At 46.5% G+C, this 13,524-nt stretch carries 8 protein-coding genes; 2 read left to right on the forward strand and 6 right to left on the reverse strand.

All coding sequences use genetic code 11. The features are described 5' to 3' along the window. Positions 1 to 205 precede the first annotated feature (205 nt). The 4 genes from IFO66_RS15310 to IFO66_RS15325 form a co-directional block, all read right to left on the reverse strand. Positions 206 to 1,492, reverse strand: a complete 1,287-nt coding sequence (locus IFO66_RS15310) for a vWA domain-containing protein (RefSeq protein WP_192026017.1) — start codon at positions 1,490 to 1,492, stop codon at positions 206 to 208. 249 nt (positions 1,493 to 1,741) lie between these two features. Further along, entirely contained in the window at positions 1,742 to 4,270 is a 2,529-nt protein-coding gene (locus IFO66_RS15315) for a transcription initiation factor TFIID (protein ID WP_192025993.1), read from the reverse strand. Between the two features lie 4 nt (positions 4,271 to 4,274). Further along, positions 4,275 to 7,664, reverse strand: coding sequence for a tubulin-like doman-containing protein (locus IFO66_RS15320; protein ID WP_192025994.1), 3,390 nt, complete (start codon positions 7,662 to 7,664; stop codon positions 4,275 to 4,277). Between the two features lie 148 nt (positions 7,665 to 7,812). Further along, a complete protein-coding gene (locus IFO66_RS15325; RefSeq protein ID WP_192025995.1) occupies positions 7,813 to 9,597 on the reverse strand; it encodes a vWA domain-containing protein in 1,785 nt (594 codons plus the stop codon). Positions 9,598 to 9,878: 281 nt separating this feature from the next. Here IFO66_RS15325 and IFO66_RS15330 point away from each other — a divergent pair, with 281 nt between their 5' ends. Both IFO66_RS15330 and IFO66_RS15335 read left to right on the forward strand, forming a co-directional pair. Beyond that, positions 9,879 to 10,028: a hypothetical protein gene (locus IFO66_RS15330; RefSeq protein WP_192025996.1), complete on the forward strand. Its 150-nt coding sequence runs from the start codon at positions 9,879 to 9,881 to the stop codon at positions 10,026 to 10,028. Next, positions 10,025 to 10,951 (forward strand): hypothetical protein, encoded by a 927-nt coding sequence (locus IFO66_RS15335; RefSeq protein ID WP_225445801.1) that lies wholly within the window; start codon positions 10,025 to 10,027, stop codon positions 10,949 to 10,951. Before IFO66_RS15330 ends, IFO66_RS15335 begins: the two co-directional genes overlap by 4 nt. A 270-nt stretch (positions 10,952 to 11,221) precedes the next feature. Here the strand turns inward: IFO66_RS15335 and IFO66_RS15340 are convergent, their stop codons facing one another. Together IFO66_RS15340 and odhB are read right to left on the reverse strand one after the other, a co-directional pair. Then, positions 11,222 to 11,860, reverse strand: coding sequence for a toxin-antitoxin system YwqK family antitoxin (locus tag IFO66_RS15340; RefSeq protein ID WP_192025997.1), 639 nt, complete (start codon positions 11,858 to 11,860; stop codon positions 11,222 to 11,224). 348 nt (positions 11,861 to 12,208) lie between these two features. Next, positions 12,209 to 13,498, reverse strand: coding sequence for a 2-oxoglutarate dehydrogenase complex dihydrolipoyllysine-residue succinyltransferase (gene odhB, locus IFO66_RS15345; protein ID WP_192025998.1), 1,290 nt, complete (start codon positions 13,496 to 13,498; stop codon positions 12,209 to 12,211). Between the last annotated feature and the right edge of the window lie 26 nt (positions 13,499 to 13,524).

A 13,524-nucleotide genomic window follows, 5' to 3' on the forward strand; every position in this document is an offset into this window, starting at 1 on the left:
AAATAGAATACCAGAAGATTAAAACATAACATCAAAACATAACATCAAAACATAACATCAAAACATAACATCAAAACTAGGAGCATTCCACTTCAAGTAGTTCCATCTGGTTGCACGATGGCGTTCATATGAATGCAATTATTTAAATGCAATCACATAAATGTATCCGTACGAATGGGTCCATAATTTTATTTCATTTAAACCCTTAGAACCCGTGGCTGCGGCTGTCTCTTGGCTTCTCCGTAAACTCTTCGCTCGCGCCTCTGCCCGCTGAACGGCTTGGACGGTGCGTATTGTCGCGCAGTGTGTAATTCTCTTTAATCGGAACCACCAGCGTGAATACGGAAATTATACCTGCCAGCAGCAAGTCTGCAATCAATCGGACCACGCTGTCTAGCACGATAATGCCTGTTAGGCCAGCCTCCAGAACGAGGCCTGCGAATAGTCCGGCGACTGCACCGCCGATAGCGAAGCTGCGCGCCAAATAGCGATTGTCGAACATCAGTCCAAGCGCTAGACCAATTGCTGCTCCGATTAGCACGATGGCAATGACGCGTAAGATGCTATAGTAGGTGTTATCTGCAGTCGGGCCTGTACGCTCGGTAATAAGCGTGCGATTGTCTATTTTCTCGTAAATGTCTTGGAAGACAAATGATAGCTGATTCGCTTCGGATACATCATAGTACTGGCCGCCTGTGCGTTCGGCAATTTGCTGCAGCAGGTTAGAGCCTGCCTTTTCAATCAAGCTAAGTCCAATCGTGTTAACGGCGATATGCTGCGCCGCATACTCGGAAGTAGCAGCGTCCAAGTTCATTTCACTCACACCATCTGACAATAGAACGACCATCGTGCCGCGCATGCTGTCAGCTTGTTCTTTAATATGCTGCATCGCTTCATCGAGCGCACGCGCAATGTCCGTTCCACCATCTGTAGTCTTCTGTGCGTCCAACGTGGCATAGATGCTGTCTTTGGCTGCTTGATCTTTCACTTGTATAAATGGCTGAAGTACAGCGGCTTGATCGTTAAATTCAACGATTGCCACTCGTTTGTCTGCATCCATCTGTGCGATCATGCGCTTGGCTGCTTCATTGCGATCGTTGTTTGGATCTGTTCGGTTCATGCTACCCGAGTTGTCGATGACGAGCACGATGTCGTTGACCTTCTTAGCGCCTCCGAGTTGAAGCCCGTAGATAAATTGCAGGGTAAGTCCTACAACGAACAACAGAACCAATGTAGCTGGTGCGATATATTTCCATGACGCCCCTGCATAGCGTTGGCGCCATGAGGCACCGTTAAGGCGAGGGGACATCAGCTCCGCAATAAGGGCACCCAATCCGATACATAATGCGAGTACGCCAAAGTACAAGCCGACTAGTACCGCGTTCGGTACTTCACCAGACAACTGGTACAACAGCACCTCACCTAAAATGAAGCCAACGCCGCCGCCGATAAGGCTAAACAGGACTAGCATCAAGTTCAATTTACGCTGCATCGTAACATTTCCTCTCTCTTGAATAATGGCGAGAGCAGGGAAGACACTGTGAAGCGCCGATCCTGCTCTCGCTGTTAAAGGTTGCATGTATTCGCTTTATGCCTATTTAAATAGAAGGCACACAAGTGTTATGACATAATGGTCAATCGGTTAGCTGCTGCTATCGATCGACGGATCGACACACTGTGCGAGCAAGCTAGTATCTTCACGTATATTTCCTCTAATTGTGCTCGACACTCCATATCATGCTTAACGAAGTGCAGGAAGCTTGGCAGGATCGATACCGTGGAAAGTATATCCGTTCTGTACATAGCTATCGTAGTACACTTTGCCGTTCCGGTAATACATAAGATCCTCTACATGGAAGCCGCCCATCAGATTCAGCTTTTCCACACCGCTGCTGCGCTTCTCGTGCACCGTTCCGAGCTTATACAGCCTTGATCCTTCATCTGCTTGCTGTGCATAACGGATGAACTCGCTCGTACAATCACCGAAGAAGTATTTCTCTTCATAACGATGCTCATGGGTGTAATCTAGGAGACGAATATGAATATTCGCTTGTTCCTCAAGTGTACGATACAGGCGCTTAAACAGCTCTTCTTTTGAAAGAACATCCTTGTCATCGTACGAAATCGTGACATTGGAGCGACGAAGCAGCTCTTCTTCGAACGTTTGGTGGAAGGGAGCTGCCGTTAAAATATGTGTACGGCATACTTCCATCAACCTGAGTAAGAAATGGTCACTGCCAACATGGAGCAAGTCAGGCAAATGCCCTACGTATCGCTCATCAAAGAATATCATCGCGCCGCGCTTGGCTTCGATTTCTCGCATCACATCAGAAGTAACTCGTTCATAGTACTCCATAATATTCTGCCCGATATAGTCATCGGCGGTCCGGATACTCTCCCATGCCGCTTCATGCAGCAGGCGCTCCAATTCCCGCATTTGCTGTACTTGGCGAGCCGATTCAGTATGAAGCTGCTCTAACTCTGTTTCATAGTGGCGCATGAACTGCAACTCAGTTTCTGTATGAAGAAGTTCCAGCTTCTTGCTATAAATCGTCTGGCAGAAGCTGCGCACAAAGCCGCGTACATTGTGCTTGTCCATGAACGGAAGGCGCTGGAAGGATAGGCTGTCGGCCTTCTCCGTATAAAGCTGATCAAGCTCGGCTTGGGCCAGCTCTAGCTCGCGCGATAAGTCGCGAATGCGAGCACGTACGTCTTTCCATATACTTGCCGTTTCTTCTTGCTCATTCGTCCATTCATACCAATGAAAGACGTTAAGATTCGGATGCTCAGCAGCTTGCTTTTGCATCGTAGTCCGCAATTTGGTGCGTACATCCAATTGCTCCATATAGCTGCTCGCCGGACGGACAAAGTTGTCGCGGAAATAAAGCTTGCATCCATCACCGAACAACGCTTCTTCTGCTTCTCGCAGTGATAACGGCTTCAAACGGGAGAAACTAACATCATGTGTCATGATGCCATTCATATCGTTAATGCGGCTTGCATCTGGAATCGCTTCATTGACTTGGACAGCGACTTTGTCGGGTGACAGTCCGAGTAATGCCAATTTCTCACGACTGCTCCAGTCAGGTGCTGTCTGCAGTCGATCTAGCAGTTGCTTGTAAAAATGATAAAGCACAGTCAGGGCGATAGATTCATTAGGTCGTTTAACTTTAGAAAATCCAGCTGATACATAACCTTGACGTCCGTCTTCGGTCATCATGTTATTTTTAAATGCTGCGTTGTTATAGCTCGTCGAAAAGTTCGCATATTGATCATAGGCGGCATCTTTCGACTTGCGGTTTTTCAACAAGCTCATATGACAAATCATTTCATAATTATCCTGCATGTCAGATGCTGCTGAAATGCCTCGTTCGTTCTTGTCGGATAGAACGTATACAAGATCAAATAATGGCGCGGGCCCATGCGAGATAGGAATACGAATACCGTCTTCCGTAACATGAAGTGGAGCGGATAACGCATAATCTGCTGCCTGCACATGCTCCAACTCACGCAAGAATGCCACGCCGTAACAACTGCTCGTACCGAAAGCGTCAATCTGATCACGCTCGCTGAGAAGCGCGTACATGTCCATCTGCACGGACTTGAACGATTGGCTGAAAATGGACTGCGCCAACAACGTAATTTCCGGTACGAGTACATTCATGGGGTCATCTACTCTTGTAATGACTGCCAAGTGGATGCGGTCGAAAGAAGAGTAGAGTCGTCCATAGTCTGAAATGTGACGGCTGACTTGTCGCAACGTACGATTCATTTCAAATAGCTGATGCTCATCTTGATGCCAATCTCTATAAATGGCAGGGCGCAAAGACTTGGCTTGATTGTGCTGCAACTTATCAATAGGCAGCGTGATACGGCGTATGCTTGAGCCGATTGCATCTTGAGCACGCTGAGCCGCGCCAGGATCGAGGAGTCGAGCCTGTTTTAGGCCCAACTCTTTTTGCTCCTGTCCTTGATCCATCTGTCTATTTATGTCTTCTGTTTGCGAAGCCTCATACCGTCCATGTTCCTGCTGTCCTCGACGCCGCTCGTCTTCCTGCTCCGAGGCAATATGAACATATATAACGCCTGCGCTGTTGTCCCACTTTTTCGCATTGATGCGAGCAATTTGCTCAACCGCTTCCGCTGACTTATCACCGATGAACAAAAATAGAGTAGGGTAGTGAATGCTGCTTTGATCATCGGCTAGCCCGCTTAATTTCTCTTCTGCACTTGCATATTCATCAGCAAAACGCTGTAGTAGCTGTTTCATAGGCTTACTTCAACTTTCTACGAATCGTATTCAGCTTGCTCGTAAGCTGCTTGTAGAATTGGTATGCTTCTTCACCGTTCGCCAATTCAATCTTCTCGTACTCAAGACGATCGCGAGCGTCAAGGAAGGCGGAATACAAATCTTCTAACTTTTCCAGCAGCGGCGTTACGTCTTCCGAGCCAGTTAGTTCTGCATCGCGACGGGAAGCTTTACGCAGCATCGTGCTGCGGCTCTTATCATCGAGCTTGCGGAATTGATCGAAAATTTCGAACTCCACATAGTCGCGAATCTTCATTAGATTAGCAAACGGTTCCCATGCTTCCTCTTCCTCATCACGGTCGTATACAAACAGAGCGCCCTTCTTCGTAATCGTGCCTGTGTACATCACTTCGATGAACTGATCTTGCAGTTTCTCTTCATCTTGATGAAGGCTTAGCAGCTTATCGAATTCAGCCACTTTGCTGGCAATCGCTTCGTACTTCGCAATTTCTTCACGAACGCTGCGAGTCAAATCAGGCGTACGTATCAAGTTTTCTTTAGCCAGTTCTTCGTTAATGCTGCCAAAAATATCTTTCGTAGCCTGCTGCGGTAATCCTTCTGCTAACAGACGCTTTAGTTCAAGCTGCGCGCGCTTCACTTCGCCAAGATTCGGCTTCGCAGCCTTCAATTGCAGATCATAGCCGCTCAACAATTGCTCTAGATCGAACGAAGGTGTCAGCACGACCGCATAGCGGTTGCTCGTATTGTGGTCAATGTCTTTTTCCACGACGACCTTATAGCCTTGTGCCTTCACAAATTCACCGCGTACGCGTTCGTTGTAGCTGCGCACACGAGCATTCGCATACGTATCACCCCAAGATTGCTCAGGGATTGGAGACGGCAAGTACGTCCAGTTGATCTTATCCGTTTGCACGAGATGGCGTCCGATGCCTTCTTTATCAAGAATCGTGCGCTCATAGCTTTCCTCGTACACTTTAAGTGGTGTATAGACGAACAATGGAACACCGTTACGCGTATTGAGCCAGAAAATACGGTTCTTCACTTCGCTCTCTTTTACCGTAAAGTGAGACTTACCAACCGCATTATTCTGATAGTTTTTAATACCCTTCAAAATGCTAGGTGCCTTAACAGGTACGGATACGAAGCCCCAAGAAGGGAAGTACATGCTGCCAGAGCTGTTGCTCAAGTGGAACACAGGCACCGCTTCGTCATCCAGCTTACTAGCAATATTGCGTTCTACGAATTTCTCAATTGACTCTTCCTGACCGAATTTCATGATCAAGAATTCTTCCATCGACTGTGTAATCAAATCGCCGAACTTGTCAGACAAGAAGTCGGAAATCGAGCTTACGATATCGATTTCATTCTCCTTAATCCATTGATCCGAACGGTTCAACAATTCCATCGTAAAGTCGCGAATGAGATCGTCGACTTCCTTCTGCTCCATTACTTTGCTAATCACTTTAGAAACGTCTGGGACGCTGACGATATTCCAGTAGTAAGAGCGGTTGCCTTTATAGTCAGACTGCTCATCACCGTTGATCAGAATATCTCCGTTTTTCTCGAAAATAGAGTTCAGTGCATTCAATATTTCGGTAAATACGCTATAAATGCGGTTGTTCTCTTTGTTGAGCAGCTCATACAGATCTTCATAGAACTCGATCATTTGCTCGGTACGTTCTAGATCGGCATGAAGCCAGTACTCGTTTATTTTTGCTTCGATAAACACATTCTTCTTCTTATCCTTCGAGATGAAGGCGCTCTTCGCATCGCCGAGACGATCATGAGCCTGATCCTGTGCAGACTCGATGTCGCGTGGAATGCGATGCAAACTCTCACGCAGCGTCTCGATATATGAAAGGATCATTTTTAATAAGCAGAAACCTTTTTCGGTATAAATAAGACGCGATACGTAGAACGGGCCTTGCTCAGGATGTAGGAAGAAGCGGCGCAATTGTTCGCTAAGCTGCTCGACGATTTGGCCTGGCAGCTGCTTTTTCGCCTTAATATATTCTTCGCGTGCACGTGCTAGGAAGTTCTGTTCTAGCTCCGTGTCCATATTGACGACTTGCATCTTAACGACGTTGCTGTAGCTGAGTCGCTCGCTGTTCTCGTAGCCTGGCAATGGCTCAGGTACTCGTGATTCGAACGTTTTGACCATCGAATCGAGGTCGATACCAATCTTGCGCGCGAACTTCTCAATATCCTCTTGGCTTGGCGCTTTCTCGAACATCTTGTCCATCTTCTGGAACAGTCGGTAGCCAAGGTATGTTGTCATCTCTTCAATCGGCAGCACCGCAGAGGAGGCACCGATAATGTTGTATTCATAGTTGGCTGGATAAGCTTTGTTCATTTGCGCAATATTCGTACGGATATTGCTAATATAGTCATGAATCGCGAACTCTTCGCCAGACTGCTTCTCTTCACTCGCCATAAAGTTCGTAATATTTTCAGCCGTCACGTTCATGCAGTAGTCATACGCATTCTCCAGCAGCTTGCCTTCTGTATTCGTAGCCGAGATCAGATGACACAAGTTAAACGGCGGCAATGGTGAATTAACGCTCAAAATATTGCCGTATTTCTGCTGGAATCGCTCACCGCGGCTATCTACGTTCATCCAGTAATCAAGCTCTTTAAGCGCGGCATAGCCGTTCTTCTTGATGTACTCACGTGTGTGCTCGCTCAAGCTCTTGTTCGCCAAGTTGACGTCTGGCGTAAACAAGTAACCGAGTGTATTGACACGGTCGATACCTGCGGAGCCGTGATCGCGTTCAATGATACCACGCACGATATAGGAAATATCGAGGAAGCAGCCGCTGCCTGTACCACCGGACAAGCCGGACAGCAGGAATACCATCAGCTTCTTATTGGTACCGACAGACAAAGTCTTAATCTTCTTATCAATCGCTTGAACTACTTGGTTAATCTTCGTGAACAACAATAGTCGTCCAGCTTGGCGCACACCTGCTGCACCGTTCATACCGTCTGTAATCGACAGCTCAGGGGACAGCCATTCTGTAATGTATGGTTCCAAAATACTGCGATTTTGCAGTAACCCACCAACTTCTGCATTCGATAGCAGCACGAATTCGTTCAATGGATCAAGGCCAATGCCTTTGTATTTCTTAGCACGATCTTGTTCATTCGTTTCGAAGGCCAAGAACTCGACGTTCGATGGCTTCTCCATTTTGCGCTTCGATACCGGATCTTCCGGCAGTTTAAAGCGGCGGTTAATTTGATATTTCAAACGGAGCAGGGCATCGATCCCTGTCCCGCCTAGTCCGATAATAAGAATGGGATTATCAATCGTATCAACGCGAATCTTGTCACTGACAATACCTCCACCAAGGGATACATCTAACTGCTGTATATGTTCGCGAACTACTGGTTTCATGTTACATTGACCTCCTTAGTGTCAAACACGGTTTCTCTATATACGAAGCAACGCATGTATGGTTTATGCACTTGATATGCTGAAACTTTCTACTATTTGCTGCTCACTATCTACTGCCCAAGGACTGCCTAAGGACATATTTAATCGACTATACGAGATATTCGATCATAATCGTTTTATCTACACTAGCAAGTGGAACGGTAATACGGTCGCCATTTTTCAACTCAACACCGTTGCTAGCTTGAACGGCACGGCCTGACTTCTCAATTGTGCTGTCCCCGTTGCTGCGGATCATGATGCGGTCTTGGTTGCTCGGTGTAAATACGATCTTTTCTGTTTCCTTCAATTCTGGCGCCAGCTGCAACACTTGATGCAAGGTGAACTTGCCGCGGAAGCTATTTAGCTTCTTATACTGCGGATAGCTCTTCTCGCCTGTATTCTCATCCTTAATTTCGATGACAAGCTGTCCAACGAAGCCGCGATTCGCTTTTTTCATCGCCTTCATAATAAAGAATGCGGCAGCAGCCAATGCAGCAGCTCCAAGCACTCCACCTACCACGAGCAGGGTAGGGAAGGGTTTATCCTCCGACGAGTCACCTGACTCTGTTGGCGGAGGCGTTGTTACTTTGCCTGACTTCGCATCGATCTGCATAGGCTTTGTTTCACGGTAGAAGCTCTTGTCTTCGGCTTTGACGATTAATTCATAAAGATGCTTGTCTTTAATGGAGACTTCTCCTGTAAAACGATCACCTTTATTGTTTAATGGCACCTCGACGGTCTTGCCTGTATCTACATCTTTCAGCAGGGCCACGGCGTTCATGTTGTTATACAGCTCTTTGTTGTCGAGCGGCTGTCCATTGCTGATGAGATACGATTCAATATCGATAGTGTCACCTGGCTTGTAGCTCTTGGACGGAATCGGCTTCATCGTCAGAGCCAGGTCATAGTTAAAGATCAAGTTAATATCGATCTTGTCCTTCGCAACACCTTTTACTTGCAACGTCCAGTCGCCTTGTTCAGGCTGCATCAGCTTCAGCAAAGAGTAACTCTTAGACTTGGACTGAAGCACGTCAGAGGAAGGAATAGGCACGCTGTTGCCAGCTGGATCGATCAATCGAACTTCAACGGGCTTCTCCGACATAATCGAAATGTTTGCTTCCAATACGTTTGCGTTCGGTACGTTAATTTTTACATCTTGATACTTGCCGTTTGATGTAATCGAGTCAATTGGCACGACTTTCAATTTCAGGTGACTTGCAAAAATTTCACTCAATATTTGTGGCAAATCGTCCGCAGAATCGGTGACGAAGGATTTACCTCCGGTCTTGCTCGCGATTTGATCCAATACGGATTTGTTCAGCTGACCGTCTGCATTAAGACCAATCGTATAAATGGGAATGCCCATCTTCTTCGCATCAGCTACTGCCTGGTTCAATTCCTGATCGGATTGAGCCTGTGTACGGCTGCCGTTTTTGTTCAAATAGTTATTGCCGTCTGCTAGCAGTACGATCATCGGCTCATGCGCGGGATCAGCGCCGTTCTCTAACACTTTGACAGCTTCCTTAACCCCAACTGCGATGTCTGTGTATGCACCATGATTGATTTGATCGATGAACTGCTTTAAATCTTGCTTATCTGATTCTGACTTAATATCGAGCAGTGCTTTTTCTCGCTCGATTCGATCGGTGTAGGCGACGATGCCTACCTTATCGCCTGTTGGCGACAGCATATCGATGAACATCTTCATTGCTTCATTGGCAAGCTTATTGCGATCACTCTCTTTCATCGAGTTACTCACATCAAGCGCGAGTACCGCATCAATCTGTGAAGATGGCGTTGCCGCGTATGCTGTAGGCAGCGTACCGACGAGTGGTACAAATATGATCGAAAGTGCTAGTAGTATGCGAATAGAGATAGATATATTTCGTTGCATAAAATGTCTCCTTTTGATGTATTGAGGCTGTTCAACGGCTATAACGGTTAAATTAGGTTAAACGTCCTACAAGTCTATCAATTCTATTGTATGTTAAAATTCTTAAGATTGTATGAAGTTTATCTCATAAATGTCCAGCAATTTTCAAACATTGACAGTGGACAGTTGATTTCTGACTGAATTCGGCATTACACTTGCAATGTGCCGCTAGTAAGTGTTGGTATTCGATCTGGGTCGAATAATAAAATAATGACATACAACCAGAGGAAAGGAATATTCCTATGATCGCATATGGATGTCTTGCTATTCTTATCGTATATGCTGCTGTAATCAGCATGAAAGCCTACATGCAGCGAAAGCGAGTGCCAACCTCAGAAGAGGTTGATGAAGTGCTGCTAACGATACTAAACCGTGGACGTGATACAAAATGAACCATAAACAACCCGTTCGGCTTAAGTCCTATAGTATAACGAGATACGGCTATCAAAAGTTAAGAGTTTGCAAACATTGTAAAAATTTCACGATGTTATCGGAAGAAGGGTGCCGTTACTGCGACAAAAATAAACTGATTTCGCTAGATGAACATGCCTCTTCACTTGTCCGCCATTCGCATATAAAAGTGCTGTTGATCGCTCTCCTGATCGCGGTCGCTGCCGTACTATTCGGCGACTCGACAGAACAACGACTCATTTGCGGTACGATAGGGCTCCCAGTCATCATTGTTCTATGGAGAGTCCAAGTTATGCTGCGACCGCAAGCGGTGTCTAGGCAGCTGCTTGAACTGATCAAGCAGGAACAGCAAGTAATCGTGAATGGTGTATTCCGTGATTGGGAAGTAGCCATTGAGAACTGGAACAAGGACAAGCCGTTAACATACGCAATGCTTCGTGAGATTGCAACATTGATGCACAATGACACCATTCGGATGCAGCAGCTGCATATGCTCGATTCGTTTATTTTGCGAAAAGACATGGATCTTGAATTGGATCCTCTCTTGTTAAGGCATTTTGAACCACTGCTAGCTAATTACATCGGTGAAGTTGCCAAGCTCAAACGAGAATTGATTCGTGATCGAACGCTTCGCTATGTGCTGCGTCATGAACATTCCATCCTTCGTCTTGAGTCAGGGCTTGCGATTATGACGTCGGTCGTCGGTGCATCCCTTCGAACGAAGCATTATGTCGCATCGTATTCACCGCTTGTGCGGCGCTATGCTTTCAGTCTACCGAAAGATCGTTTCCTTCGGCTGTATCGAATGCTGGCCGAGTACCCGGACCACGATTGGGGTGGGTTGCAGGAGGAAGTTTATCGCATCTATCAAGAAAAATACCGCTGGGATGCGGATTTTCACTAATGCTAACTAGTTGTGATAGGTTGCAATAACGTAAAGGAACGACCTGCAACAAACCTGCTGGGTTATATGACGCAAGTCGTTTGTTCAACACCTTCAAATAGACGTTGGAATATCTCGACTGTTATCGAATGGATGCATGTAAAAGGGTATATGACGATAAATGAGTTCACGAAAAAGACCTTCCTTAACACCTTTATTTTGATAAGGGTAGGGGAGGTCTTTTCATATCGTTATGTAGAGTTTCTAGATTTTACGTTCTACGTTTCACATTCAATACTGCCGCAAAATTTTAATTCTCTTGCCATTCTCGTATTTGCTGAACGTATGAACCTTGCCGTCTTGATAGTGATACACTTCTCCATGGAGCTTGCTATTTCGGTAGGTTCCATTAATAGCGATATTTCCTTGCGTGTCGTAGGTTATCCCTTTACCATGCAACTGATTGTAACGGAAGTGGCCTGAATATCTCGTAGTACCATCAGGACGATACCATACCCCAGTGCCATGAAGTTGATTATCCCGGAAGGTGCCGGCGAGGATGAGATTTCCCTGATTGTCATAAGCCTCTCCCTGGCCATTAGCAACAAAGCCGACAATGTTTCCTTGGTAACGATATATTTGGTCGTTAAATGTAATGGTGAGGTCGGTAGGGTTATCTTTATTGTTGCCTTTCTCTGGATGGTACCAAGCCTTTGTAATCGTTGCATCGAGTGCAGCGCGCTGCGCATCTGCAATGTGATAGAGCTTAAATGCAAACAGTATTGTAAATAAGCCTGCCATGAAAATAGAGGTTAAGCCGGGGAAGTATGAGCGTCCTTTCTTGTAAGCGACGGTAGCTGTTGTGATGCCTAGTAAAATAAAAAACATGATCATGCTTAATAAAAACCAATCCATAAGATCGAATCGCATTATGCGCCCCCTGTTGTAGGTATAAGTATATGTATGTCATAAGGGATTGATAGCGTAGATAGGTGACAGAATTGGGATATAGATATATGAAAGTTGTTTATATGTATTATCCTTATTGTACCAACTTTAGAAGAGTGGTGGAAGAACAAAATAACACCATCGCCACTAGGCTGGGTTATTACTTATATCGTATATTTTCCTAGTATCTATAATAGCAGCGGTATAAAAAACAGGGGCTTGCGTCGGAGGTAGAATATCTACACTCGCGAAACAGCCCCTGTTGTGCTGAACCTCGCAGATGATACGAAATGACAGCATCTCTATATTCAGTAATCCTGTTCGGTCGGCTTAGCCTTCCAACAACAAGGACTCTGGATCTTCTAGCAATTCTTTCACTTTTACAAGGAAGCTAACTGCTTCTGCGCCGTCTACGATACGGTGGTCATAGGACAGGGCGATGTACATCATTGGGCGGTTCTCCATGCGCTCTTGATCGATAGCGATTGGACGCCATTGAATCTTATGCATGCCGAGAATACCGACTTGTGGAGCATTCAAGATTGGCGTGGACAGCAAGGAACCGAATACGCCGCCGTTCGTAATCGTGAATGTACCACCTTGCAAGTCAGACAGCGCAAGAGAGTTCGTGCGTGCTTTGCCTGCAAGATCGATGATCGTTTTCTCGATGCCAGCGAAGCCAAGACGATCTGCATCGCGTACAACGGGTACGACAAGACCTTCCTTCGCGGATACCGCGATACCGATGTCGTAATATTTCTTCACGAGCAGCTCGTCGCCGTCGATTTCAGCATTCAACAATGGGAATGCTTTCAATGCGCCGATAACGGCTTTGGTGAAGAAGGACATGAAGCCAAGATTGACTTCGTTCTTCTCTTTGAAAGAATCTTTGCGGCGCTTACGAACGTCCATAATCGCAGTCATATCAACTTCGTTGAACGTTGTCAGCATCGCAGCTGTTTGTTGTGCTTCAACAAGACGCTTCGCGATCGTTTGACGACGGCGGGACATCTTTGTGCGCTCAACAGGCTTGCCGTTCTCTGCATCAGCTGCACCCAGTTGCGGAGCAGGTGCCGCTGTAGGACGTGCTGCAGGAGCAGGCGCAGCAGCAGGTGCTGGGCTTCCGTTGCGGCCCTGTGCTTGCACATCATCGGTTGTAATGCGACCGATTGGATCGCGTGATTGCACTTGAGCTAAGTCGATGCCATGCTCGCGAGCAAGCTTGCGAGCAGATGGCGTTGCATGTACGCCGTCCGCGCTAGGCGCTGGAACAGCCACTGCTGGAGCAGGAGCAGTTGCTACTGCGGATGCCGCAGCAACTGGAGCTGGAGTTACAGCTTCAGGTTGGCTTGCAGCTTGTGCTGGAGCAGGTGCAGCAGCACCACCACCAGCGTTGATGATTGCGATGACGGAACCAACAAGTACGTTGTCACCTTCTTGAGCAAGAAGCTCACCAACAACCCCATCTTCGTCCGAACTAATTTCCAAGTTAACTTTATCCGTTTCCAATTCAGCTACGATATCACCTTGTTTGATTGCTTGACCTTGTTGAACGTGCCATTTGTGCAGCGTTCCTTCTGTGATTGATTCTCCCAAATCAGGCACTCTTACTTCTGTCACGGTAGCTTCCTCCTTTAGCACGGTAC

Source organism: Paenibacillus arenosi, assembly GCF_014841135.1.
Taxonomy (GTDB): Bacteria; Bacillota; Bacilli; order Paenibacillales; family Paenibacillaceae; genus Paenibacillus_B; species Paenibacillus_B arenosi.